Below are 25,377 nucleotides of genomic sequence, written 5' to 3'. Positions count from 1 at the left end.
CGCGGCGCGGCTGCACCGCCCACCGGCAGGGCGGGCTCAGCCGAGGACGAAGTTGACCAGCCGGCCGGGGACGGCGACGACGCGGCGGATCGTGGCCCCCTCGAGGTAGCCGGCGATCTTCTCGTCGGCCCGCGCAGCGGCCTCCAGCGCCGCCGCGTCGGCGCCGGCCGGCACCGTCACCTGCGACCGCACCTTGCCGTTCACCTGGACGGCGACCTGCACGGTGTCCTCCACCAGCCAGCGCTCGTCGGCCTGGGGGAACGGCGTCCAGGCCGTCGACTCGTCGTGCCCGAGGCGCGACCACAGTTCCTCGGCCAGGTGCGGGGCCAGCGGAGCCACCAGCAGCACCAGCGGCTCGGCCACCGCCCGGGACACGGGGGTGTCGGCGCCGTGGACCTGAGTCAGGTGGTTGGTCAGCTCGGTGATCCGGGCGATCGCGATGTTGAACCGCAGGGTCGCGTAGCCGTCACGCACGCCGTCGATCGCCTTGTGCAGCGCCCGCAGCGTCTCCTCGGCCGGCTCGGCGTCGGAGGCGCGGACCGCACCGGTCTGCTCGTCGACGACGACCCGCCAGATCCGCTGCAGCAACCGCTGGGAACCGACGACGGCCTTGGTCTCCCACGGCCGGGACTGCTCCAGCGGGCCGGTCGACATCTCGTAGACCCGGAACGTGTCCGCTCCGTAGGCGCCGATCATCTCGTCCGGCGTGACCATGTTCTTCAGGCTCTTGCCGATCTTCCCGTACTCGCGGTTGACCGGCTCCCCCTCGTAGAAGAACCTGCCGTCCTTCTCCTCCACGTCGGCCGCGGGCACGTAGAAGCCGCGCTCGTCGGTGTAGGCGTAGGCGGAGATGTAGCCCTGGTTGACCAGCCGGCGGAACGGCTCCTCGCTGGACACGTACCCCAGGTCGTGCAGCACCTTGTGCCAGAACCGCGCGTACAGCAGGTGCAGGACCGCGTGCTCGACACCGCCGACGTAGAGGTCGACACCGCCGACGTCGCCCTCGCCGCGCGGGCCCATCCAGTAGCGCTCCAGCTCCGGGTCCACCATCTGGGTGTCGTCGCCGGGGTCGAGGTAGCGCAGGTAGTACCAGCAGGAGCCCGCCCAGTTGGGCATCGTGTTGGTCTCGCGGCGGTACTTCTGCACGCCGTCGCCCAGGTCGAGCTCGACCGTCGTCCACTCGGTGGCCCGCGACAGCGGCGGCTCCGGGGCGGAGTCGGCGTCGTCGTCGGAGAACGTCTTGGGCGAGTAGTCGTCCACCTCGGGCAGCAGCACCGGGAGCAGGGACTCGGGCACCGCGACAGGCCGGTCGTGCTCGTCGTAGACGATCGGGAACGGCTCGCCCCAGTAGCGCTGCCGGCTGAACAGCCAGTCCCGCAGCTTGTAGGTGGTGGTGGCCTCGCCCGCGCCCCGCCGCACCAGCCAGTCGGTGACCGTGGCGATCGCCGTCGCCTTGTCCAGCCCGTCCAGCGAGATCTCTTCGTTCGACGAGTTGATCATCCGGCCGGGGCCGGTGTAGGCGCCGCTGCTGTCGTCGAAGCCGGCCGGCCGCTCGACCGTCGGCACGATGCCCAGGCCGAAGGCCCGGGCGAAGTCCCAGTCCCGCTGGTCCTCTCCCGGCACGGCCATGATCGCGCCGGTGCCGTAGCCGGTGAGCACGTAGTCGGCGATGAAGACGGGCAGCTCCCGGCCGTCGACGGGGTTGACTGCGGTCACCCCCAGCCAGACGCCGGTCTTCTCCCGGCCGGCGTCCTGGCGGTCCAGCTCGGACCGGCGGGAGGCCTGCCGCTGGTAGGCGCGGACGGCCTCCGCCGGCGTCGCCAGGCCCCCGGTCCACCGGGGGTCGGCGCCCTCGGGCCAGGCGTCGGCGGTCAGGGCCTCGACCAGTGGGTGCTCCGGAGCCAGCACCATGTAGGTGGCCCCGAACAGGGTGTCGGGCCGCGTCGTGAAGACCTCGATCGTCTCCGCTGCGCCTCCAGGCCGCCCCACCGCCCCAGCAGCGAACCGGATCCGCGCACCGGTGGAGCGGCCGATCCAGTTGCGCTGCATCAGCTTCAGGGAGTCCGACCAGTCCAGCCGGTCCAGGTCGTCGAGCAGCCGGTCGGCGTAGGCGGTGATCCGCATCATCCACTGCTTGAGCGGGCGCCGGAACACCGGGAAGTTGCCCCGCTCGGAGCGCCCGTCGGGGGTGACCTCCTCGTTCGACAGCACGGTGCCCAGTCCGGGGCACCAGTTGACCGGCGCCTCGTGCAGGTAGGCGAGCCGGTGCGCGTCGACGACGACGCCGCGCTCCGCCGCACCCAGCACCGCCCAGGGGCGGTCGTACGGGTTGGTGCCCTCACCCGGCTCGCGGGTGCCGGCGTCCAGCTCGGCGACCAGCTCCTCGATCCGGCGCGCCCGGCCCGCGTCCGCGTCGAACCAGGACCCGAAGATCTGCAGGAAGATCCACTGGGTCCACTTGTAGTACGCCGGGTCGATCGTGGCGAAGCTGCGGCGGTCGTCGTGGTCGACGCCCAGGCGGCGCAGCTGCGCCCGGATGGCAGCGATGTTCGCCTCGGTGGTGATCCGCGGGTGCTGGCCGGTCTGGACGGCGTACTGCTCGGCGGGCAGGCCGAAGGCGTCGTAGCCCATGGGATGCAGGACGTTGTCGCCGTCCATGCGGCGGAACCGGCTGGTCACGTCGGTGCCGAGGTAGCCCAGCGGGTGCCCGACGTGCAGCCCGGCGCCCGACGGGTACGGGAACATGTCCATGGCGAAGTACTTGGGCCGGTCGGCGACCCTCTCGAAGCCCGCGCTCAGCCGGCCGACAGGGTTGGGCGTGTGGAAGGTGCCCTCGGCCGCCCACCGGTCCTGCCAGGCCAGCTCGATGCGCTGCGCGAGCGCCGGCGTGTACCGGTGCGGCGGCACGTCACCCGGCGCCTGCTCGACGTTCGGCTGGTCGGCGGTCTGGCTCATCGCTGGTGCTCCCGGGTCCCATGCAGTGGTGCGGTACCGACGGCGGACATAAGAAAACCCCTCACGCAGGAGGGGTCGCCGTGCTGTCTGGACGTCTCAGATCAGCACGGCCGGTGAAGCAGGAAGCCGCCCGGTCACGGTGAGAGCCTACTCCGGGCCCGCACAGCGAGGGCGTGGTACGCCCGGCGCCCGCCTCCCTCGTACGAGCGGTTCGGCGCTGCCTGCGGTGCAGCCGTGAGCTCCCGGATCCGATCTGCAGGAGGTGGGGATGGCGCAGTGGGCGACGCGGGGAGCCAGCACCTCCGCCTCCGGGCGGCTGCTGGCACTCACGGTCGCCCTGGTCGCCGCGTTCGCCGCCGGCCTGGTCCACCGACCCGCCGGCTCGCTGTGGACCGACCTCCACGCCCTGGTCGCCTACAACCTTCCGTACCTCCCGGCGGCCGCCGCGTGCTGGCTGGCCGCCGCCCGCATCCCACCGGAGCGCACCGCCTGGCGGTCGCTGGCCGTGGGGCTGCTGCTGAGCATCCCGTCCAACGCCCTCCGCACGGCCGCCGCACAGGCTCCGGACTCCGACGTCCTGCTCTACGGCGCCTACGGCTTCTCGTCCGCCGCCTACCTCTGCCTCTACGGAACGCTGTTCGGCTTCATCCGCGCCCGGGTGCCGCGGTTCCACCCGAGCACCTGGCTGGACGGCCTGATCGGCGCTCTGGGCACCGTGTCCGTGGGGGTCGCGTTCCTCCTCGGGCCGTACCTCGACGGATCCAGCGGCGTCCTGCTGCCGATGGCGCAGCTGGCCTGGCCGGCCGCCGACGTCGTCCTCATGGCGACGCTGGTCGCCGTCGGGGCGATCCTCGGGGTGAACGTCGACCGCACGCTGCTGCTCTCCACCGCGGCCATGGGCTTCGTGCTCCTCGGGGACCTGCTGTTCTTCTGGGCCACCGTGCACGGCACCGCCGCGGACGGCGACCCGCTGGAGCTCGCCTGGCTGACCGGGATCGCGTTGACGGCGCTGGCCGCACACAGCGCCCGGCCGGACTCCCTCCCCGGCTCGGCGCCGGCCGAGAATCGCGCGACCGACGGGCGGGCGCGCGTGGGCTGGCGGCTGCTCGCCCTCCCACTGGCCGCCCAGACCGCCGGCCTGCTGGTGCTGGCAGTGGGCTGGGGCGATGCGTTGCCGCCCGCCGCTGCCTGGACGGCGATCGGCTGCGCGCTGGCCGCGCTGGCTCGGACGGCGGTCACCTTCCGGGAGGTGCGAGCGTTCCACGAGGTCGAGCAGCAGGCCCGGACCGACGAACTCACCGGGCTGGCCAACCGCCGGGCACTGCTGGAGAAGGCCGAACAGGTCCTCGTCTCCGCCTCGGCCCCGCGCCCGGCGGCTCTGCTGCTCCTGGACCTCGACGGCTTCAAGGAGGTCAACGACAGTCTCGGCCACACCGCAGGCGACCAGCTGCTGCGCCAGGTCGGCCCGCGGTTGCTGCCCGCTCTGCGGACCGGGGAGATGCTGGCCCGGCTGGGCGGCGACGAGTTCGCCGTCCTGCTGCCGGAGGCCTCCCTCGACGAGGCACACGCCCGCGCCGAGCGACTGCGCGCGCTGATGCTCCAGCCGTTCCCCGTCGAGGACATCCGGCTGCACGTCGGCGTGAGCATCGGCGTGGCCACCGCACCGGTCCCGGCTGCGACGTTCCAGGAGTTGCTGCGCTGCGCCGACGTCGCAATGTACGCGGCGAAGGCCGCGCGGGAGGGGGTGCACGTCTACGTCCCCGATCCCCACGGCGGCAGCGGCGACCGGCTGCGGACGATGGAGGAGCTGCGCGCGGCGCTCCACGGCGACGAGCTGCTGGTCCACCTGCAGCCGCAGGTCGGTTTCGCCGACGGTCGGGTGGTGGGCGTGGAAGCCCTGGTCCGGTGGCAGCACCCGATCCGCGGACTGCTCTCCCCCGCCGACCTGCTGCCCGCCGCCGAGCAGGCCGGCCTGATGCGACCCCTGACCGACAAGGTCCTCGAGCTGGCCCTGACCGCGGCGGAGCTCTGGTGGTCCACCGGCGCCGTCCCGGTCTCGGTCAACCTGTCGGCCGCCAACGTCAACGACCTCGACCTGCCCGGCAAGGTGGCCGCGGCCCTGCACCGGCACGGCCTGCCGGCCGAGGCGCTGACCCTCGAACTGGTCGAGGACACCCTCATGGCTGATCCGGAACGCGGTCGCCAGGTGCTCGCCGAGCTGCGCGGGCTCGGCGTCCGGACCTCGATCGACGACTACGGGACCGGGTACAGCTCGCTGGCCTACCTGCGGCACCTGCCGGCCGACGAGCTCAAGCTCGACCGGAGCTTGACCGCCGACGTGGTCAGCGACCGGCGCGCCAGCGCGATCGTGCGGCACACCGTGGCCCTGGCGCACGACCTCGGGCTCCGACTGGTCGCGGAGGGGGTCGAGGACGCCGCGAGCTGTGCCGCCCTGGGCCGGCTGGGCTGTGACGTCGCCCAGGGCTACGCGATCGCCCGGCCGATGCCGGTCGGGGACTTCCTGCACTGGCTCGAGCGTCCGCAGCACCCGCTGCTGGACCCGGAACGTTCGGCCCGGTACTGAGTCGGAGCCGTCAGCGCAGCTGCGGCGCCACCTCGCCCGCCACCAGGTCCAGGTGGTCCAGGTCGGCGAGGTCGAGCACCTGCAGGTACACCCGCTGCGCTCCGGCCTCGGCGTACCGACCCAGGACGTCGACCGCCTCGGCGGGCGTGCCGGCGACCCCGTGCCGGCGCAGCTCGTCGACGTCGCGGCCGATGGCGGCGGCCCGGCGGGCGAGCTCGGCCTCGTCCTTGCCGACGCAGACCACCAGCGCCGAGCTGTACACCAGGGACGACGGGTCTCGACCGGTCTCCTCGCAGGCCTCCCGGACGCCGGCGAAGAGCCGGGCGTTCTCCTCGGCGGCCATGAACGGCACGTTGAACTCCGCCGCGTACCGGGCGGCCAGGCGCGGGGTGCGCTGCTTCCCCCGGCCACCGATCAGCACCGGGATGCCACCGTCCTGCACCGGTTTCGGCAGCGCCGGCGAACCGGCGAGCTGGTAGTGGCGGCCGTCGAAGTCGAAGCTCTCCCCGAGCGGGGTGTTCCACAGCCCGGTGATGACGGCGAGCTGCTCCTCGTAGCGGTCGAACCGCTCGCCCAGCGGCGGGAAGGGGATGCCGTAGGCGCTGTGCTCCTGCTCGAACCAGCCCAAGCCGATGCCCAGCTCGACCCGGCCGCCGCTCATCCGGTCGACCTGGGCGACGGAGATCGCCAGGGGGCCGGGCAGCCGGAAGGTTCCCGCGGTCATCAGCGTGCCCAGCCGGACCCGGCTGGTCTCCCGGGCGAGCCCGGCGAGGGTGATCCACGCGTCCGTGGGCCCGGGCAGCCCGTCGCCACCCATCGTCAGGTAGTGGTCGGAGCGGAAGAAGGCGTCGAAGCCGGTCTCCTCGGTGCGCCGGGCGACGGCCAGCAGGTCGTCGTAGGTGGCGCCCATCTGGGGCTCGGTGAAGATGCGCAGCTGCACCGCCGGAAGGTAACCGCCGACCACGTCGGTGTATGCAGCCGCCGCTCGGTTCAGGGTGTGCGGGGACGCCGGAGCGGGCAGGATGACCGCCAGACGATCAACTCGGAGGTGCAGCACGTGTTCCACAAGAAGACGCGCGGCGAGATCATCAGCGCCGAAGTACAGGAGGGCCTCGCCCACCTGGGGACGGCGGTGACCGAGGCCGGTCGCGCCGCCGCCGAACAACTGGCTCCGCACGTGGAGGCGGCCCAGCGGGCCGTCGCCCCCAAGGTGGCCGCCGCTGTGGGGGTGACCGCGCCGGCGGTGGCCACCGCTCGGGAGAACCTGGGCGGCCGCGTGGAGGCCGCCCGCGACGCGATCGGCCCGCGGGTGGATGCCGCCCGTGAGGCCGCTGCCCCGCGGATCACCGCGGCGCAGCTGGCCGCCGCACGGGCTGCCGCCGACGTCGCCCCTCGTGTGGAGGCGGCCCGCGGGGCGGCGCAGAAGGCGTACCGGGACGAACTCGCGCCCCGGCTGACCGCGGCCCAGATCGCGGCGCTGTCCTACGCCATGCCTCGGGTCACCGCGGCCCGCGAGGCCGTGTCGCCGGCGTTGGAGAGCGCCCGCGGGACCCTGATCGCCGGGGTGGACAGCGCCCGCTGCGAGCTCGACGCCCGTCGGGCGGAGTTCGCCGCCGCGGCGGCGGAGTCCTCGCGCAAGGCCCGCAAGGCGGCGAAGAAGGCGCGCAAGAAGGCCGGCAAGAAGCACCGTGAGTTCGAGAAGGCGGCGCTCGCGACTGCCAGGACGGTGCAGCGCCGGCAGGAGCCCGAGCCGACGCGCTGGCCGTGGGTGTTCGCCCTCCTGGCCGTGGGTACCGCTGTGTTCGTCCTGCTGCGGCGCAAGAAGGCCGACGCGTGGACGCCCGCACCGGCCGGGGACGGCCCGGTGCCCAGCTACCGAGAGGACCCCGTGCCCAGTTCCGACAGCACCTCAGGCAAGACCGTCTCCACGGCGTCGCAGACCAGCGACTCCGCGCCGGCCGAGTCCGACATGGGAGTCCGTGACGCCCAGCTGGTCGACGGCGATGGTCCCGACGACGCCACCGTCAACGGCACCGACGCCCCCGAGCCGTTCTCCAGCGGCGGCGGCTCGGACGCCGGCCCGACCGCGGGACCGGCCGACAAGCAGGTCTGACCGCCCGTAGCAGCACCACCACCGCCCCCGTCGCCGTCGCGACGGGGGCGGTGGTGTCTGCGCGAGTACCGTGGGGATCATGAGCGAGGCGCCGCCGAGGATCCCTGAGCAGTCCCCTGTCGAGGACTCCCGGATCGAGCCCGCCGGCCGCAAATTGCTGCGCCTCGAGGTGCGCAACAGCCAGGTCCCCATCGAGCGCAAGCCCGAGTGGATCAAGACCCGGCTCAAGACCGGCCCCGAGTACACCGAGCTCAAGTCACTGGTGCGCCGTGAGGGCCTGCACACCGTCTGCGAGGAAGCCGGCTGCCCCAACATCTACGAGTGCTGGGAGGACCGGGAGGCCACCTTCCTCATCGGGGGCGACCAGTGCACCCGGCGCTGCGACTTCTGCCAGATCGACACCGGCAAGCCGGCCGAGTTCGACGCCGACGAGCCGCGCCGGGTCGCCGAGAGCGTCGCCACCATGGGCCTGAGGTATGCGACCGTCACCGGCGTCGCCCGCGACGACCTGCCGGACGGCGGCGCCTGGCTCTACGCCGAGACGGTCCGCCAGATCCACGCCCAGCTCCCTGGATGTGGCGTCGAGCTGCTCATCCCCGACTTCAACGCCGACCCCGACCAGCTCGCCGAGGTCTTCTCCTCGCGGCCCGAGGTGCTCGCCCACAACGTCGAGACGGTGCCCCGGATCTTCAAGCGCATCCGCCCGGGTTTCCGGTTCGATCGCTCGCTGGCGGTCATCACCGCGGCCCGCGAGGCCGGCCTGGTCACCAAGTCCAACCTGATCCTGGGCATGGGCGAGGAACCGCACGAGGTCGTCGAGACGATGCAGGCCCTGCACGACGCCGGCTGCGACCTGCTCACGATCACCCAGTACCTGCGGCCCTCGCCGCGGCACCACCCCGTCGTGCGGTGGGTCAAGCCCGACGAGTTCGTCCAGTTCCAGAAGGACGCCGAGGAGATCGGCTTCCCGGGCGTGCTCGCGGGCCCGCTGGTGCGCAGCTCCTACCGCGCCGGCCGGCTGTACCAGCAGGCGATCGAGGCCCGAGGGCTCACCCCGCAGGCCTGATCGCCGCGACTCCGGCCGGCGTGTCCGGGACAGCGCGGCGCACGCCCCTATCCTGGGGACATGGCACGCAGCAGGTCCTCTGACTCCACCGCCCCGGGCGGCAGCGCCGGGCGCACCCCGAAGGACGGTGGGCGCGGCCGGACCTCCGGTGCCACCGCGGCCGGGGCCACCGCCGCCGGGAAGGCGGGCAAGGCGGGCAAGGCGGGCAAGGCGCCCAAGCTGGACAAGAACGGGCAGCCCAAGGTCGGTCGGATGCGCAAGCTCCGCAGCCAGGGCGGCATGATCAAGCAGGCCTACACCCTGACGCGGAAGAACGACCCCAAGCTGCCCTGGATCATGCTGATCTGGTTCGTCGCGGTCGCCGCCGTCATCGAGCTCGTCGGCATCCTGCTCAGCTCGCCCCTCCTGTTCATCCCGCTGGCGGTGCTCTTCGGCGCCCTCGCCGCGCTCATCGTGTTCGGCCGCCGCGCCCAGGGCTCGGCCTACCGGCAGGTGGAGGGGCAGCCGGGGGCGGCCGCGTGGGTCCTCGAGGGCATGCGCGGGGACTGGCGGGTCAGCTCCGGCGTGGCCGGCACCCCGCAGATGGACGCGGTGCACCGCGTGCTCGGCCGGCCGGGGATCATCCTCGTCGGCGAGGGCGTGCCGGGCCGGGTCCGCGGCCTGATCGCGCAGGAGAAGAAGAAGATCGCCCGGGTCGTCGGTGACACGCCGATCTACGACGTGCTCGTCGGCGACGACGAGGGCCAGGTGCCGCTGAAGAAGCTCAGCACGCACGTCATGAAGCTGCCGCGGAACCTCAGCGCCGCCGAGGTCAATTCGCTGGGCCGCCGGATGAGCGCGCTCGGTGGGCCGCGGATGCCGGTGCCCGGTGGCCCGCTCCCGGGCGGCCGGCAGATGTCGGTGAGCCAGCGCCAGGTGCGCCGCCGCGGCTGAGCCCTTCCCCGCCGGCGTTGCGCCGTCCGTGGGAGCGACCGCCACAGGGACGACCCCGGGGTCTCCGTAGCGCGTCCACCAGGCGAGCCTCGGGGACGTCGTCCGCTGCGCGAACGGCTCCGGTAGCGGGGTCGGTGGTGAAGGCGGCCCGGTGCACCGCACGCACGGCGGCGTGGTCTGCAGGACGCTCCCGGCGCACGGCCGCCCCGCAGGGTCCCGCCGCGAGTCTGCGAGCGGTGGGGGGCAGGGGGTGGTCCTTCAGCAGTCCAGGACGACGGCGGTCCCGGTCAGCCGGTCGTGCAGCCCACGCCCGTCGGCGTCCACCAGCAGCGCCGGAACCAGCAGCATGAGGAGGCCGGTGCGGACGACGGCGCGCCAGGGCGCCAGCCGCGCGCCGGGCGTCGGATGGGCCAGCCGCATGCCGAACACCCGGTGCCCCGGGGTCTGGCCGAAGACGATCAGCGTGACCACGGTGAGCAGGCCGAACACCAGCAGGCTCCAGTTGCCGGGCCCCTCGGGGGCGGTGAACGCCCATGCGACCAGCGCCGCGCCGACGGCGTCCACGAGGTAGCCACCCACCCGCCGGGTGAAGGGGGCCAGCGACCCCGGCCCCTCGGCGGGCAACCCCAGGGAGGCGCCGCGGCCCGGGGCCTGAGAGGGTTGTCCGACATCTCTGACCATGACCGCCAGCGTAGTAAGAGGACCCTCTGCCGCCCCACCACTCGCAACCTCGCGGCGGGGCCCTGCAGAGGGCCGACCTGACGGGCGCCACGTCCAGGGTGTTGTTACCGCCCCGAAACACTCGGGACACGGCAGGGCAACTCCCCGCTCGTAGCGTGCCGAACGGCAGTCCGCCCACACCCGGAGGATCGATGTTCAACAGTCCCGACGAGGTCGCCGCCTACATCCGCGACAACGATGTCGAGTTCGTCGACGTCCGCTTCTGCGACCTGCCCGGCGTCATGCAGCACTTCACCATCCCTGCGTCGACGTTCGGCGAGGACACGTTCACGGATGGCCTCGGCTTCGACGGCTCCTCGATCCGCGGGTTCCAGGCGATCAACGAGTCGGACATGCTCCTGCTCCCCGACGCCAACAGCGCGTTCGTCGACCCGTTCCGCAAGCACAAGACGCTGAACGTCAATTTCTTCATCCACGACCCGATCACCTTCGAGCCCTACAGCCGCGACCCGCGGAACGTGGCGAAGAAGGCCGAGGCGTACCTGGGCAGCTCCGGCATCGCCGACACCGCCTTCTTCGGCCCGGAGGCGGAGTTCTACGTCTTCGACTCGATCCGCCACGGCACGGGGATCAACGAGGGCTACTACCACATCGACGCGGTCGAGGGCTCCTGGAACACCGGCTCCCGCACCGGCGAGAACGGCGTCGGCCCGAACCTGGGTTACAAGACCGCCACCAAGGGCGGGTACTTCCCCGTCGAGCCGGTCGACCACCAGAGCGACCTGCGGGCCACCATGATGGTCAACCTGGCCAACGCCGGGCTGGAGCTCGAGCGGGGCCACCACGAGGTGGGCACCGGGGGCCAGGCGGAGATCAACTACAAGTTCGACACGCTGCTGCGGTCGGCCGACAGCCTGATGCTGTTCAAGTACATCGTCAAGAACACCGCCTGGGCGCATGGCAAGACCGCCACGTTCATGCCCAAGCCGCTGTTCGGCGACAACGGCTCCGGCATGCACTGCCACCAGAGCCTGTGGAAGGACGGCGTGCCGCTGTTCCACGCCGAGACCGGCTACGCGGGCCTGTCCGACATGGCCCGGCACTACATCGGTGGGCTGCTGTCGCACGCGTCGTCGCTGCTGGCCTTCACCAACCCGACGGTGAACAGCTACCACCGCCTGGTGCCCGGCTACGAGGCGCCGATCAACCTCGTCTACTCGGCCCGCAACCGCTCCGCCTGCTGCCGCATCCCGATCTCCGGCGACAACCCCAAGGCCAAGCGCATCGAGTTCCGGGTGCCCGACCCGTCGGCCAACCCCTACCTCGCCTTCTCGGCGATGCTGATGGCCGGCCTCGACGGCATCAAGAACAAGATCGAGCCGCCGGCGCCGGTGGACAAGGACCTGTACGAGCTGCCGCCCGAGGAGGCCCTGGGCATCGAGGAGGTGCCGGCCTCGCTGGACGCCGCTCTCGACAACCTCGAGGCCGACCACGAGTACCTCATCGACGGCGGGGTGTTCACGCCCGACCTGATCGAGACGTGGATCGAGTACAAGCGGGAGAACGAGATCGACCCGATCCGCCTGCGCCCGCACCCGCACGAGTTCGCCATGTACTACGACATCTGATCTCGCCTGCTGACGCGCCGCGGCCCCCGACCTCACCGAGGTCGGGGGCCGCAGTGCGCCGGGAGCCGGGAATCCGCCGCGGAACCGGGGGCAGCGTCGCGGAACCGGGGTCAGCCGTCGCGGCGTCCCGTGCCGATCGGCTCCACGCCGGCCGGACCGTTGGTCAGCACGACCGTCGCTCCGCCGGCCGCCACGGCCTGCAGCGTGCGCAGCTGCAGCAGTGCCGGCTGCTCGGCCACCATGCGGGCCGCGTTGGCCAGCGCCCTCGTCGCCGCCACCTCCGAGCGGGCGCGTTCCAGAGCGGCCTGCCCCTGGGCACGCGCCGTCGCGACCTCGGCGGCGGCCCGCCGCAGCTCCGCAGGGACCATGACGTCGCGGAGCGAGAGGCTGTCGATCGCCACCCCCACGGCCTCCGCGGAGCCGCCGACCAGACTCCGCAGGTCGTCGGGGAGCGCACCGCGGGCGGCGAGCAGCTCGTCCAGGGTCCGCGCACCCACCGCCTCGCGCAGCGCGATCTGCAGACCGGCGTAGACGAAGCCGTCGGCGTCCTCGACGGCCTCGTACCAGCGCCGGGGATCCGCGGTCCGGACCGCGACGGTGAGACTCACCTTGACCGACAGTCCGTCGGCGGTCAGCACCTCCTGGCTCGGGACGACGAGCAGCCGGGGCCGGATCAGCACACGGACCCGCCGGCGCCGCCAGCGCACCCGGCGGTGGCGGCCTGCTCCGAGGATCGCCTCGAACCGGCCGTCCCGGTAGAGCAGGACCCGCTCCCACTCCTGGACCACGATCTGCACGTTCCTGCCCTCCTCTCCCCGCCCCCCGGCGCGCGGACCGTCCGGCGCGTGGTCGGGCGCCGGCGGGGAGCGCACGCAGCGCTGCAGACCGCCGGAGCCGGGATGGCCACGCGCCGAACGGCATCGGGAGTCGAACCCGCGCGTTCCTGAGACGCTTGCCCACATGGCAATGCCCGGGGCCGACGCGCAGGACCTGCGGCGGCGATGCCGCCCGGCTGCTGACCTCGGGCGGGCAGGACTGTAGCCGCCCGGCAGTCGCAGCGCCTCCCGTTTTCCGCCACCGCGATGCGGTGCGCCGCCGCTGCTGCCCGCCGGTGCCGCCGGGGACCATCAGGTCGTCCACGGAGCCGACCGGCTCGGGGGCCTCGATGCCCCGCTCGGCCATGACCTTCTGGACGGCTGCCTTCGGCCCAGCTGCTTGCGTGCCGCGGTCGGCGTCAGCACCGGCGGTTGCCACGACCGGCCTCCAGTGCTGGAACGGCCGCTCGACGATCGCGTGGTCTTCGGCGATGAGATGGTCGATGTCTCCGGGCGGGGTCGGGTGATCCAGGCGCGGAGAGGCCTCCGTGGATCCGGTGGGCACGGTCAGCTGCCTGAGCGACTACCCGCTACCCTCGGTTACGACACGCGATCAGGCCGTTTCCCTGCAGAGGCTCTCCGCGCCACGCCGGGCCACTCAGGTGCGGAACGAGCCGGCGTCCCGCGGTGGCGATCCGGTGACCACCCCGACGGCAGCCTCGACGACGGCGTAGACGGACAGCGCGACCGCGATGAGCAGGCCGGGTGGCACGACCACCGGCGCCGCGAGCAGCGAGATGGCCAGCACCCCGGGTGCGCTGTGCCACCAGCCTGCTCCCCGCACCGGGTCGCCGAAGGCACCCCACCGCACCCCGGTCCACATCAGCCAGCGACGGACCACCGGCACGCCGCTCTCCCGCATCACCCGGCGGAAGACCCCGTCGGCCTCCCGCGCGGTCACCACTCCGCTCTCGATGCCTACGGTGACGAACCAGTCGTGCAGGATCGCCGCGGCCGTGTACCGGCCGAAGCGCGGCACCAGCCAGACCACCACGCGCGGCACCGTGGCGAAGTCGGTCCGGAACCCGGCGGGCACGACGAAGCGGTCCCGCGTCCCGCGGTAGACCAGGGGCTCCACCACTGCCCAGTGCTCGTCGTCCAGCGTCCGGACGACGACGTCCCCCACCTCGAACGGCACGCGCCCCTCCCCCGTCTCGCCCGTGCTCAGCGCAGTGCTGCGACGCCGCGGTCCTGGACGCGGGCGGGATCATGCCTGGCGCGCCGATTCCTACCCGCGCGGCGCATCGGGTGGCCGGGCGGTCAGACGCGGGCGGCCTGGTCGAAGACCAGCGAGGCCATCATCGCGTCGAGCACCTCGACGTCGCGGTCGTGGTCGAAGCCCGGCAGGCCCACGGTGTCGGCCACGAGGACGCCGCCGTCGGGCAGCTGGGCGCCGAGGTCGACGACGTAGGTCGTGATCGGGGTCCCCGCCGGGTAGAACCCGGGACCGGTCACCTGCTCCACGCGCATCGCCGCCCGCCCGCCGACGTCGACCGACGTGCGCGCCGTCTCGTCGGGCCACTCGGCCACGAGCTCGTCCGCCGGCCGGACCGACAGCGTGATCGCGGCGATCCGGACGTCGGTGGCCTCCGGCACGGAGAACGACTCGCCGTCGAACCAGCTGCACAGCGGGAGGACCTCGCCGGAGTTGACCGACCAGTCCGCCGGGTAGGCGACGCTGAACCCGGCCGGGTGGTCGCACCGGGCGGTCTTCTCGGCGGCGACCGCGACCACCGTCTCCGTACCGGTGGACGGCGGCGCGGACGCGGAGGGAACGGCCGCGTCAGTGGTCCCGCAGCCGGCCAGGACCACCAGCGAGGAGGCGGCGGCGAGGAGGAGACGCATGCTGCGGTACCTGCTTCCGGACGGGGCGACGGACCACCCCTCTGTATCCAGCAACACCGCATCCGGAACGTGCCGATCCGAGAACCCGCCGCTCGGCGCGTCCGTCAGCCCACCCGCTCGGCCACCGTCCGGGCGGCGAACCGGCGAATGCGGCCGGCGTTGCCCGACAGCAGGCGGTCCAGCACCCGGTCCACCGGCGGCGTCTCCCCGAGACGGGCCAGACCCGCCCAGCGCGGCACCGTGACGGTCCGGGACCGGGAGCTGCTCAGCAGGTCGCCGATCCGGTCGGCCACCCGGTCGGGCGAGATGCCGCGGGAGAGCCGGCCGCGGGCGTCCTCGTCCGACACCGGCGCGTGACCGTGGCCCCGGGCCAGCCACTCGGTCTCCACGAAGAACGGATTGACGGTGTGCACGCGGATGCCCCGGGCGGTCACCTCCCGGCGCAGGCCGCGCGCGAACCCCTGCACCCCCGCCTTGGTGGCCGAGTACACGGTCAGCGGCGGGACCTGCGACCAGGCGGCGACCGAGGAGACCAGCACGACATCGGCCCGCCCCCGGTCGGCGGCCGACCCGAGCAGGTGCGGCAACGCCAGCCGGGTCAGCTCGACGACGCCGGTGAGGTTGAGCGCGACGATGCCTTCGACGGCCTCGCCCGGCATGTCCTCGAGCAGCCCGGCCCAGCCGAGGCCCGCGTTGTGCACCACCGCGTCCAGCCGGCCGTGCTCGTCCAGCACCCGGTCGAGGAGGGCGGCCCGGTCGCGGGCATCGGCGACGTCGGCGACGGCCGTGCGCACCTCGGGCAGGCCGCCGAACGCCTCCTCCAGCCGGTCCCCGTGACGGGCGCAGGTGACGACGCGCGCGCCGTCGGCCGCCAGTCGGGCGACGGTGGAGCGGCCGATGCCCGCGCTTCCCCCGGTGACGAGCACGACGCGGTCGGAGAGAGGTCATGGCCGCCTCCTACCCACGGGCGACATCACACCCACCCGCGCATCCTTTCCGCGGTCGGTGGGCATGCTGACGATCATGCGCCTGCCCGAGTCACGGGGCCCTCTCACCGACGCCCTCTTCCGCGACCTCACCACCTGCACCGGCCTCTCCGCGACGACGCTCGAGCGCGCCCGGCGGGTGGCCGAGGACGACGCCGCGGCGCTGACCGACGACGACCGGCAGCTGGCGCTCGCCGTCTGCTACGAGCTCCACTACCGCGGCTTCGAGGGCGTCTCCGAGGACTGGGAGTGGGATCCCGCGCTGATCGGGCTGCGGGCCGGCCTGGAGCGGCGTCACGAGGCGGCGCTGCGGGAACTGGCGGGCGACGTCCCGGTCACCGACGAGCCGATCGACCAGCAGCTGACGGCGCTGATCGCCGCCGACGACGGCCCGTCGCTGTCGTCCTACCTCGCCAAGCAGGGCACGCTCGAGCAGTGGCGGGAGCACCTCACCCTGCGGTCGGTGTACCACCTCAAGGAGGGCGATCCGCACACGTTCGCCATCCCGCGGCTGTCCGGCCGGGCCAAGGCCGCGATGGTGGAGATCCAGGCCGACGAGTACGGCGGCGGCTCCGCCGAGCGGATGCACAGCGAGCTGTTCGCCGGGCTGATGCGCGACCTCGACCTGGACGCCGGGTACGGCGCGCTGTGGAACGAGGCCCCGGCGGTCGCCTTCGCCGCGGTGAACACCATGTCGCTGTTCGGTCTGCACCGCCGGCTGCGCGCCGCGGCGCTGGGCCACCTCACCGCCGTGGAGATGACGTCGTCCGAGCCCAGCCGGCGGTACTCCGCCGGGCTCCGCCGGCTGGGGTTCGACGAGCGCACGACCGTCTTCTACGACGAGCACGTGGAGGCCGACGCCGTCCACGAGCAGATCGCGTCGGTGGACATGTGCGGATCGCTGGTCGTCGAGGAGCCGGGGCTGGCTGCCGACGTGCTGTTCGGCGCCGGCGCGTCACTGGCCCTCGACGGGCTCGCGGCACGCCACCTGCTGGGCGCGTGGGAGGCCGGCCGCTCGGGCCTGCGCGGTCAGGCCGCGCTGGCCGCCTGAGCGCCGCGCCAGGCGGCGCGCTGATCCGCGGGGAGCATCGGGAGGGTCAGGCCTCCCGACGGTCCTCGCGGCGGAGCTGCGCGGCCGGACGCGGCCTGCTCGGCGCGCTCGGGGCGGAGAACCCGCCCCGCTTGTGCGAGCCGTCGCAGAACGGCTTGATCCCCGACTTGCCGCACCGGCACAGCGCGACCGTCTCCCGGCCAGGATCGATCTCCGCACCGTCCTGGTCGACCAGCCGGAAGTTGCCGCGCACGATCAGCGGTCCGTCCCGGTAGGGGGTGATCGTGGCGCCGTCCGCAGGCTCGCCCGCGGGCACGCCTCCGGGGTCGACGTCCTCGGGGCGGTCCGGCTCGGCCGACAGTGATCGCGACACGCTCCCAGCATGCCCTGACGACGCGGGACCACACCGCGCCGGCCCCGGATCAGGACTCCGTGAACTCGAGCGTCTCCGCCATGCGGTCCAGGACCCGGACGTTGGCCGCGTAGTCGAACTGCCGCAGGTCGATCGTGTTGACCACCAGCATGCGGGGTCCGTCCTCTCCCTCGCCGAGGTCGACGACGTAGCTGGTCGTCCGCACCCCCTCGGGCCAGAGGCCTTCACCAGAGGAGACCCGCTCGATCCGGACCGCGGTCCGGCCGTCGACCGTGGTCTCGGTCCGGCTCCGTTCGTCGGCGCTGCCCGAGTCCGCGACGCGGTCGAAGGGAACGGACTCCACCGAAGCGGTCACCGCACCCACCCGGGCGTCGGTACCGGGCGGCACCGTGAACGGCTCCGGGGCGAACCGCGTGCACGCGGGCACGGTCAGCCCCGAGTTGACCGACCATCCCTCCGGATAGGAGATCGAGAAGCCGGCCGGGCTCGCGCAGCGCTGCGAGAGCCCGACGGGAGCCGTCGGCTCCTCCGCGAGGACGTCGACCACGATCCGCTGCGGCGAGGTCAGCGTGCCCACCGCGAACGGCCGTTCCCGGTCGAGCCCGGCGAAGTAGGTGTACCGCCCCTCGTAGAGGGTGTCCTCGACCAGGGTGCCGAGCACGGACGCACCGTCGACGGTCAGCGTGGACGCCCCCGCCCAGGGCTGCACGCCCTCCGGCGCGTCACCCGGCAGCGCGATGTTGGTCAGCGTGATGCCGAGGACGGCGTCGCCGGGCACCTCGACGAGGGCTCCCGATCCCTGGGCCCGCGGCTCGTCGGTGTAGCCGATCTGCCAGCCGGCCTCCCCCTCGCCGGCGACCTCGAAGACGATCCGGTCGAACTCGTCGTGGACGCCGAGCCGCACGTCGGTGAGGGCCACCGGCGGGCCGTTCCCCGGGGCGGTGGACCCGGCCGTGTCACCGGCGCCGACCGGCGCGATCGGGCCGTCGTCCGACGGCTGGCCGCCCGGCTCGTCAGCCGGGTCGTCGCGCGGCTCGGTGGCCGGCGGTGACTCGGTGGGCGACGCGGTCGGTGACGCGGTCGGTGACGCGGTCGGGTCGGCGCCGGCCGAGGAGCCGTCGTCCGTCGTGCACGACGTGAGGAGCAGGGCCGCGCAGAATCCGGCGGAGAGGAAGCGCATCGCCTGTCCTGCCTTGGTCTCGGGGTCAGGTTCTCCCGGAGCCCTTGCCGCACGTCCCGGCTGCCAACCCGTCCCGGCCCGATGCAACCGGATCGTCACACCGCGACCCGCGCCGGGTCACTGCCCCGGCTGGCCGTAGAAGACCTGCTCGACCACGGTCCGGGCGTGCCGGGTGGTGCGGCGGTAGTCGTCGACGAACTGACCCGGGTCGTCGTCCACCCCGTACCCGCACGCCCGGGCGACCCCCGCCAGCTCCAGCCCCGGCCGGGGCAGCTGGTCGCTGGGACGCCCGCGCACCAGGAAGATCGCGTTCCGCGCGCGGGTCGCCAGCTCCCACGCGGCCCGCAACGCGTCGGCCCGGTCGACGTCGAGCAGCGACGCCGCCGTGAGCGCGTCCAGCGCGCCCGGGGTCGAGGGCGCCTGGAGCGCGGGGACCTCGGCGGCGTTCTGGAGCTGCAGCAACTGGACGGTCCACTCGACGTCGGCGAGGCCGCCGCGGCCCAGCTTGGTGTGGGTGGCGGGATCGGCGCCCCGGGGCAGCCGTTCCCGCTCCACCCGGGCCTTGATCCGGCGGATCTCGGCGACCTGCTCCGGGGACAGCCCCTCGGCCGGATAGCGGATCGGGTCGACGAGGGCGGTGAACGCGGCGCCGAGGTCCTCGTCGCCGGCCACCGGCACCGCGCGCAGCAGCGCCTGCACCTCCCAGACCGACACCCAGCGCTCGTAGTACTCCCGGAACGCCGACAGGCTGCGCACCAGCGGACCCTGCCGGCCCTCGGGCCGCAGGTCGGCGTCCACCTCGAACGCGGGATCCGGCGCCGGTTCGGCGAGCAGCCGACGGAGCGTGTGCGCCACCGCGTTCGCCGCGGCCGACGCCTTCGTCTCGTCGGCTGCGGTCTCCCCCCGCACCGCCCGGGGCCGGTGCACGAACAGCACGTCGGCGTCGGAACCGAAGCCCATCTCGGCCCCGCCCAGGCGCCCCATCCCGATGACGGCGAGGTCCATGGGCAGCTCCGCGACCTCGACGCGGGTCTCGAGGGCGTGCGCCCGCAGCGCGGTGTCCAGCCCGGCCTGCAGCGTGGCGACGGCGACGTCGGTGAGCGCCCGCCCCACCCGGTGCACGTCCAGGCGGCCCAGCAGATCGGCGGAGGCGATCCGCAGCAGCTCCTGCCGACGCAGCCCGCGGATGACCCGGATGCCGGCCTGCGGATCGGGCGCCCGCCCGGCGGCCTGCCGCCATGCCCTGGTCAGCGTGGCCGCCTCCCGGGGCTCGAGCTCGGCGTCGTCGGCGAGCAACCGCAGCGCCTCGGGCGTGCGCGTGAGCAGCGAGGCGACGTACTGGCTCGAGCCCAGGAGCCGGGCCAGCCGCTCGGCCACCTGCCCCTCGTCGCGCAGCAGGCGCAGGTACCACTGGTTGCCACCGAGGGCCTCGCTCACCTGGCGGTAGGCCAGCAGCCCGGCGTCGGGGTTCGGGCAGGAGGCGAAGGTCTGCAGCAGCACGGGCAGCAGGTACCTCTGCATCGACGCCGACCGGGAGAGCCCGCCGGTGAGCGCGCCCAGGTGCCGCAGCGCCCCGTCAGGATCGGCGAAGCCCAGCGCCCGCAGCCAGTCACCGGCCGCCTTCGACCCGAGCTGCAGCTGCTCCCCCGGCACCCGGGCGACGGCGGACAGCAGCGGGCGGTAGAAGAGCTTCTCGTGCAGCCGGCGCACCTCGCGGGTGTGCAGGGCCAGCTCCGCCCGCAGCACGGCGACGGCGTCGCCGCGATGGTCCGGCTTGTAGCCCAGGGACCGGGCGAGCCAGCGCAGTTGCTGCTCGTCGGTCGGCAGCAGGTGGGTGCGGCGTAGGCGGAGCAGCTGCAGCCGGTGTTCGACCGTGCGCAGGAAGCGGTAGGAGGCGATGAGCGTCGCGGCGTCGTCCCGCCCGACGTAGCCACCGGCCGACAGGGCCATGAGCGCCGGCAGGGTTCCGCCCACGCGCAGGCCGGGGTCGACCCGCCCGTGGACCATCTGCAGCAGCTGGACGGCGAACTCGACGTCGCGCAGGCCGCCCCGGCCGAGTTTCAGCTCCCGCTCGGCCTGCGCCGGGGGGATGTTGGCCTCCACCCGGCGGCGCATGGCCTGCACCTCGCCGACGAAGCCGGGCCGGTCGCCGGCCTTCCACACCAGCGGCCACAACGCCTCGACGTAGGAGCGGCCCAGGTCCGGGTCACCGGCGACCGGGCGCATCTTGAGCAGCGCCTGGAACTCCCACGTGTCGGCCCACTGGTCGTAGTAGGCGGCGTGCCCCGCGACGGTGCGCACCAGGGCGCCCGCCCTGCCCTCGGGGCGCAGCGCCGCGTCGACCTCCCAGGCCGCCTCCCGGCAGATCCGCATGAGCGCCGCGGCCACGCGGGTGGCGCTGGCCAGGGCCGGGCTCTCGGGATCGCTGGGGTGGACCGGCTCGGCCACGAAGACGACGTCGACGTCGCTGACGTAGTTCAGCTCCCGCCCACCGGTCTTGCCGAGGGCGATGACCGCCAGCCGGCAGGCCGCGGCGTCGGCCGGCTGCTCGGCGACAGCGATCGCCAGCCCGGCGGCGAGCACGGCGGCGGCGATGTCGGCGAGCTCCGCGGCAGCCTCCTCGGCCGGCACGCCGTCGGCCAGGTCCCGCCCCGCGAGCGAGAGGATCGCCCGCCGGTAGGCCAGCCGGAGCGCGGTCACGCGCTCCGGAGCGGGGTCGGGCGCCCCCTTGCCCAGCCGGACGCCCCAGGGCGGGTCGTCGGGGTCGGCACCGACGGCGCGCAGCATCTGCTGCTCCAGGGCGTGCGGGGTCGGCCGGTTCGGCCCGTACTCCTCGTCATCGAGGACGTCCCAGTCCAGCGGGTGGGCGGCCAGGTGGTCGGCCAGGCCGGAGCTGGCGCCGAGGACGGCGATCAGCCGGCCCCGCAGGTGCCCGGAACCGCGCAGCCGGGCCAGCAGCGTCGCGGCCGCTCCTCCGGTGTCGTCGGCAGCGTCCAGCGCCTCCACGAGGCGGTGCAGCGACCGGACGGCGAGGTCTGGATCGCCGGCACGGGCCAGCGCGGCAACCACCGGGCCGGCCTCCGGATCGGCCGGCTCGTTGCGCTCCAGGTCCCACAGGCCCAGGGACGGGTTCGACAGCAGCCGGGCGGCGCGCTCGCCGTCCTCGAAGCCGAAGCGGACCAGACGGACGATCGCCCGGCGCGGGATCTCCGCCTGGGGCGCGGTCACGCGCGAGCCCTCACCAGCCCGGCGAACCGGGTGGCGAACGGCTGCCAGGCCTCCGCGACGTCGTCGTGCGCGGCGGTGGCGCGGGCGCAGAGGGCCTCGACGTCCAGCGGGCTGGCCGCCACACCCACCGGGTCGCTGCCGGCCCAGGCACGCACCGTCTCGGGCGTCGTCTCGATGTGGAACTGCAGGCCGTACACCCCCGACCCCACCCGGAAGGCCTGGTGCGGGTAGTGCGGGTTGCTCGCCAGCAGGGTGGCGCCGGTCGGCAGCTCGGCGATCTCGTCGTGGTGCCACTGGATGACGTCGGGCGACAGCGGCAGCGGCCCGAACACCGGGTCGGCGTCGGCGGCGTCGCGCTTGGCCACCAGGGTGGCGCCCACCTCGGGCCCGTCGACGCCGACGCGGATGCGGCCACCGCCCGCCTGCGCGAGCAGCTGGGCGCCGAGGCAGACCGCCAGCGTGGGCAGGTCCGCGTCGATGGCCTGCCGCAGGAGGGCGCGGACGCCGACGAGCTCGGGGCTGGTGGTCTCGTCGTCCATCGACGACTGCGGGCCACCGAGGACCACCAGCCCGTCGAACCCGTCGAGGGTCGGCGGCAGCGGGTCGCCGAGTCCCAGGTGCCGCTCGTCGAGTTCCAGTCCCGTGGCCCGCAGCCACTCCCCCAACCGCGCGGGCGGGTCGGACTCGCTGGGGACGACGACGAGCAGGCGGGCCACGGAGGTGAGCTTATGGAACGGCCCCCTCGCAGGGGCGGCCCCGTCCGGAGGCTCGCCGCGAGCTTGCGAGTGGTGAGGAGGGCGGGGTCCTTCCACGGAGCACGCCGTGGGGAGCGAGGGGCTCCTTCCTCAGAGCCCCGGCAGGTAGCGCTGCAGCTCGAACGGCGTCACGTTCCGGCGGTAGGAGTTGAACTCCTCCCACTTGTTGCGCAGGAAGAACTCGAACACGTGCTCGCCGAGGGTCTCGGCGACCAGCTCGCTGCCCTGCATCGCGGTCAGCGCCTCACCGAGGGAGACCGGCAGGTCCTCGTACCCGGCCGCGCGGCGCTCGGTGTCGGTCAGCGACCAGACGTCGTCCTCGGCCTCCGGCGGCAGCTCGTAGCCCCTCTCGATGCCCCGCAGCCCGGCGGCCAGCAGGATGGCGAAGGTGAGGTACGGGTTGCACGCGGAGTCCGGCGAGCGGATCTCGACGCGGGCGGACTGCGCCTTGCTCGGCTTGTAGGAGGGCAGCCGCACCAGCGCGGAGCGGTTGGCCCGGCCCCACGTCGCCGCGGTCGGCGCCTCGGTGCCGGCCAGCAGCCGCCGGTAGGAGTTCACCGTCTGGTTGGTGACGGCGGTGACCTCTCGGGCGTGGGTGAGCAGGCCGGCGATGAACTGCTTGCCGGTCGTGGACAGCCGCATCGGGTCGGCCGGGTCGTGGAAGGCGTTTCGGTCGCCCTCGAACAGCGACAGGTGGGTGTGCATCGCGGAGCCGGCCAGCTCGGTGAACGGCTTGGGCATGAACGTGGCATGCACACCCTGGGCCAGCGCCACCTCCCGGACGACGTGCCGCAGCGTCATGATGTTGTCTGCCATCGACAGCGCGTCGGCGTACCGGAGGTCGATCTCCTGCTGGCCGGGCGCGACCTCGTGGTGGCTGAACTCCACCGAGATGCCCATGGCCTCGAGCGCGAAGACGGCCTCCCGGCGGAAGTCGTGCGCCACGTTGTGCGTGGACAGGTCGAAGTAGCCGCCGGTGTCCGCCGGCTGCGGGGCGCTGCCGTCGGTGGGCAGGTCCTTCAGCAGGAAGAACTCGATCTCGGGATGGGTGTAGAAGGTGAACCCCATGTCGGCGGCCTTGGCCAGGGCCCGGCGCAGCACGTGGCGGGGGTCGGCCCACGAGGGTGAGCCGTCGGGCAGGGTGATGTCGCAGAACATCCGGGCGGTGTCGCTGGCCCGCCCCTCGCGGGCGGGCATCACCTGGAACGTGCCGGGGTCGGGCTTGGCGAGCATGTCGGACTCGTAGACGCGCGCGAAGCCCTCGATCGCCGACCCGTCGAAGCCGATGCCCTCGGCGAACGCGGCCTCGATCTCGGCGGGGGCCACCGCGACGGCCTTGAGGTAGCCGCTGACGTCGGTGAACCACAGCCGCACGAAGCGGATGTCGCGCTCTTCGAGGGTCCGCAGGACGAATTCCTGCTGTCGGTCCATGCCCGCCATGATCCAGTCCGCTCGTTTCCGGGATGTGAAATCAGCGCAAGCGTGCCCCGTCCGGGCGTTTCGCACACGGTGCCGCGCTTTCCCGATCGGGTCGTGGCCGTCCTGGTTGCCGGATCAACCCTCCCAGGTGGGCGGGAACAGCGCGGTGTCCTGCCGGCGCAGTTCATCCCGGTGCAGCGCGCTGAGCCGGGCGAGGATGCGCTCCCCCTCGGCCGTCAACACGACCCGTACCGCGCGCGCGTCCGTCGGGTGCGGAGTCCGGTCCACGAGACCCTGGCCCTGCGCCCGGTTGACCAGCTCCACCACGCTGTGGTGCCGCAGCTGGAGCCGGTCGGCCAGTTCCCGCACCGTGGCCCAATCCCGGTCCGGGAAGCCCTTGATCGCCAGGAGCAGCTGGTACTGCTGCGGGGTGAGCCCGTGCCGGCGCACCGTCTCCTCGCTGAACCGCAGGTACCGGCGGATGCCGAACCGGAAACGGGCGAGCGCCTCGAAGTCCCGCTTGCTCAGCGGCGGACCGCCGGGTGCGTCGTCGGGAGCGGCCACGCCGACATGAGACCACGGGCGCAGCGCGTCGTCCGCTACCGCGACCGGATGTATCGCGTTACGATGCAACACCCCCGGTGCGGATCGCCTTGAGGAGGCGCTCGTGCTCAGTGACAGGGAACGTCGGACGGTGCGGGAGATCGAGGGCGACCTGCTCTCGGACCCGGAGTTCGCCCGCATGGTGCTGCCGGTCGCCGACCGCCTCCGCGGGCTCGCCGCCCCGGTCGTCGTCGGGGTGACCGCCAGGAGCGACACCGCGGGGCGCGCCGTCGAGTGGGCGGCCGCGGAGGCCGCGGCCCAGCAGTGCCCGCTGCGGGTGGTCCACGTGCTGCGCCTCCCGACCGGGCTGGACCCCTTCGGCATGTTCCCCGGGTTCGTGGACCTACGGACGGCGGAGGCCACGGGCGCGCACGTGCTGGAAGCGGCCGTCACCCACGCACGGTCGGTGCACCCTGGCCTGGAGGTGACTGCCCATCTCGTGCAGGGCAGCCCAGGGCACGTCCTGCTGCGGCAGAGCGGCGAGGCACGGCTGCTCGTGCTCGGCTGCCGGTCGACCGGGCAGCCGCGGAGCACGCAGCGGCGGTTGCCGGGTTCCCTCGCCGCCCGGCTCAGCGCCTCGGCACGCTGCCCGGTCGCGGTGGTCCGTCCCACGGCCGGCGCGACTCCGCCGGAGGCGATCGGCTCACGCGTCGTCGTGGGGGTCGGCGGCAGCCGCCGGTGCGATGCGGCCGTCGGGTTCGCCTTCCGGGCGGCGCACCAGCGCGGGCTGACCGTGACGGCGGTCCACGCCTGGGCCGCCGACCGCCCCGCCGACCTGGAAGCGGTCACCGCGCCCCTGATGACCAGCGAGGTGGGCGCGTACGACCTCCTGCACACCTCGCTCGCCCGGTGGCGCACGGAGTACCCCGACGTCCCCGTGGACGTCGAGGTGGTCCGCCGGGATCCGACCTCCGCGCTGATCGAGGGCGCGGCCGGCGCCGCCCTCGTCGTGGTGGGCACCCGCGGGCGCGGGCCGGCCCGTGGCGCGGTGTTCGGGTCGGTGAGCCGCGCCGTGGTCGACGGGGTGCCCGGAGCCGTGGCCGTCGTCCCGCCGGCCCCGACGGGCAGGCGGACCCGCCCGGGGCTCCGGCGGTAGGACGTG

At 73.7% G+C, this 25,377-nt stretch carries 20 protein-coding genes; 7 read left to right on the top strand and 13 right to left on the bottom strand.

The genetic code is table 11. The features are described 5' to 3' along the window. Positions 1–36: 36 nt before the first annotated feature. The gene (leuS, locus tag QOZ86_RS05155) at positions 37–2,955 is read right to left on the bottom strand and encodes a leucine--tRNA ligase (RefSeq protein WP_284490889.1); all 2,919 of its coding nucleotides are present in this window, start codon (positions 2,953–2,955) and stop codon (positions 37–39) included. A gap of 268 nt (positions 2,956–3,223) precedes the next feature. On the opposite strand from leuS, the gene QOZ86_RS05150 reads away from it, so the two are divergent. Beyond that, positions 3,224–5,539 carry a putative bifunctional diguanylate cyclase/phosphodiesterase gene (locus tag QOZ86_RS05150; RefSeq protein WP_284490888.1) on the top strand — a complete coding sequence of 772 codons (2,316 nt, stop codon included), beginning with the start codon at positions 3,224–3,226 and terminating at the stop codon, positions 5,537–5,539. A gap of 10 nt (positions 5,540–5,549) precedes the next feature. Here the strand turns inward: QOZ86_RS05150 and QOZ86_RS05145 are convergent, their stop codons facing one another. After that, the gene (locus tag QOZ86_RS05145; protein ID WP_284490887.1) at positions 5,550–6,479 is read right to left on the bottom strand and encodes an LLM class F420-dependent oxidoreductase; all 930 of its coding nucleotides are present in this window, start codon (positions 6,477–6,479) and stop codon (positions 5,550–5,552) included. A gap of 117 nt (positions 6,480–6,596) precedes the next feature. On the opposite strand from QOZ86_RS05145, the gene QOZ86_RS05140 reads away from it, so the two are divergent. From QOZ86_RS05140 to QOZ86_RS05130, 3 genes are all read left to right on the top strand, one after another. Next, positions 6,597–7,652 carry a hypothetical protein gene (locus tag QOZ86_RS05140; RefSeq protein ID WP_284490886.1) on the top strand — a complete coding sequence of 352 codons (1,056 nt, stop codon included), beginning with the start codon at positions 6,597–6,599 and terminating at the stop codon, positions 7,650–7,652. Positions 7,653–7,731: 79 nt separating this feature from the next. Further along, on the top strand, positions 7,732–8,718 hold the full coding sequence (gene lipA / locus QOZ86_RS05135) for a lipoyl synthase (RefSeq protein WP_284490885.1): 987 nt from the start codon (positions 7,732–7,734) through the stop codon (positions 8,716–8,718). A gap of 60 nt (positions 8,719–8,778) precedes the next feature. Then, the gene (locus QOZ86_RS05130; RefSeq protein ID WP_284490884.1) at positions 8,779–9,651 is read left to right on the top strand and encodes a DUF4191 domain-containing protein; all 873 of its coding nucleotides are present in this window, start codon (positions 8,779–8,781) and stop codon (positions 9,649–9,651) included. A 258-nt stretch (positions 9,652–9,909) separates the two neighbouring features. On the opposite strand, the gene QOZ86_RS05125 is transcribed toward QOZ86_RS05130, so the two are convergent. Next, on the bottom strand, positions 9,910–10,332 hold the full coding sequence (locus tag QOZ86_RS05125; protein WP_284490883.1) for an RDD family protein: 423 nt from the start codon (positions 10,330–10,332) through the stop codon (positions 9,910–9,912). Positions 10,333–10,523: 191 nt separating this feature from the next. On the opposite strand from QOZ86_RS05125, the gene glnA reads away from it, so the two are divergent. After that, complete coding sequence (gene glnA, locus QOZ86_RS05120) at positions 10,524–11,960, top strand: type I glutamate--ammonia ligase (RefSeq protein ID WP_284490882.1); 1,437 nt, start codon at positions 10,524–10,526, stop codon at positions 11,958–11,960. A gap of 110 nt (positions 11,961–12,070) precedes the next feature. Here glnA and QOZ86_RS05115 read toward each other — a convergent pair whose 3' ends face one another. The 4 genes from QOZ86_RS05115 to QOZ86_RS05100 form a co-directional block, all read right to left on the bottom strand. Next, positions 12,071–12,757 carry an SPFH domain-containing protein gene (locus QOZ86_RS05115; protein ID WP_284490881.1) on the bottom strand — a complete coding sequence of 229 codons (687 nt, stop codon included), beginning with the start codon at positions 12,755–12,757 and terminating at the stop codon, positions 12,071–12,073. Between the two features lie 676 nt (positions 12,758–13,433). Then, positions 13,434–13,973, bottom strand: coding sequence for a DUF1353 domain-containing protein (locus QOZ86_RS05110; protein WP_284490880.1), 540 nt, complete (start codon positions 13,971–13,973; stop codon positions 13,434–13,436). 122 nt (positions 13,974–14,095) lie between these two features. Next, positions 14,096–14,680 (bottom strand): hypothetical protein, encoded by a 585-nt coding sequence (locus tag QOZ86_RS05105; RefSeq protein ID WP_284490879.1) that lies wholly within the window; start codon positions 14,678–14,680, stop codon positions 14,096–14,098. A 104-nt stretch (positions 14,681–14,784) separates the two neighbouring features. Further along, the gene (locus tag QOZ86_RS05100; RefSeq protein ID WP_284490878.1) at positions 14,785–15,606 is read right to left on the bottom strand and encodes an SDR family NAD(P)-dependent oxidoreductase; all 822 of its coding nucleotides are present in this window, start codon (positions 15,604–15,606) and stop codon (positions 14,785–14,787) included. Between the two features lie 97 nt (positions 15,607–15,703). Between QOZ86_RS05100 and QOZ86_RS05095 the strand changes: the two genes are divergently transcribed. Beyond that, positions 15,704–16,717, top strand: a complete 1,014-nt coding sequence (locus tag QOZ86_RS05095; RefSeq protein WP_284490877.1) for an iron-containing redox enzyme family protein — start codon at positions 15,704–15,706, stop codon at positions 16,715–16,717. A gap of 46 nt (positions 16,718–16,763) precedes the next feature. Here QOZ86_RS05095 and QOZ86_RS05090 read toward each other — a convergent pair whose 3' ends face one another. The 6 genes from QOZ86_RS05090 to QOZ86_RS05065 form a co-directional block, all read right to left on the bottom strand. Further along, positions 16,764–17,090, bottom strand: coding sequence for a CDGSH iron-sulfur domain-containing protein (locus QOZ86_RS05090; protein WP_284490876.1), 327 nt, complete (start codon positions 17,088–17,090; stop codon positions 16,764–16,766). 49 nt (positions 17,091–17,139) lie between these two features. After that, the gene (locus tag QOZ86_RS05085; RefSeq protein ID WP_284490875.1) at positions 17,140–18,270 is read right to left on the bottom strand and encodes an AMIN-like domain-containing (lipo)protein; all 1,131 of its coding nucleotides are present in this window, start codon (positions 18,268–18,270) and stop codon (positions 17,140–17,142) included. 117 nt (positions 18,271–18,387) lie between these two features. Continuing rightward, entirely contained in the window at positions 18,388–21,498 is a 3,111-nt protein-coding gene (locus tag QOZ86_RS05080; protein ID WP_284490874.1) for a bifunctional [glutamine synthetase] adenylyltransferase/[glutamine synthetase]-adenylyl-L-tyrosine phosphorylase, read from the bottom strand. Then, positions 21,495–22,214 (bottom strand): type 1 glutamine amidotransferase, encoded by a 720-nt coding sequence (locus QOZ86_RS05075; protein WP_284490873.1) that lies wholly within the window; start codon positions 22,212–22,214, stop codon positions 21,495–21,497. Before QOZ86_RS05075 ends, QOZ86_RS05080 begins: the two co-directional genes overlap by 4 nt. A gap of 129 nt (positions 22,215–22,343) precedes the next feature. Next, the gene (locus QOZ86_RS05070; protein ID WP_284490872.1) at positions 22,344–23,684 is read right to left on the bottom strand and encodes a glutamine synthetase family protein; all 1,341 of its coding nucleotides are present in this window, start codon (positions 23,682–23,684) and stop codon (positions 22,344–22,346) included. Between the two features lie 123 nt (positions 23,685–23,807). Beyond that, positions 23,808–24,236, bottom strand: coding sequence for a MarR family winged helix-turn-helix transcriptional regulator (locus QOZ86_RS05065; RefSeq protein ID WP_284490871.1), 429 nt, complete (start codon positions 24,234–24,236; stop codon positions 23,808–23,810). Positions 24,237–24,339: 103 nt separating this feature from the next. Here QOZ86_RS05065 and QOZ86_RS05060 point away from each other — a divergent pair, with 103 nt between their 5' ends. Continuing rightward, a complete protein-coding gene (locus QOZ86_RS05060; RefSeq protein WP_284490870.1) occupies positions 24,340–25,371 on the top strand; it encodes a universal stress protein in 1,032 nt (343 codons plus the stop codon). Positions 25,372–25,377: the final 6 nt, after the last annotated feature.

The organism is Blastococcus capsensis (genome assembly GCF_030165005.1).
GTDB classification, from domain to species: Bacteria; Actinomycetota; Actinomycetes; order Mycobacteriales; family Geodermatophilaceae; genus Blastococcus; species Blastococcus capsensis.
This window is presented reverse-complemented; position numbering and strand designations above follow the sequence as displayed.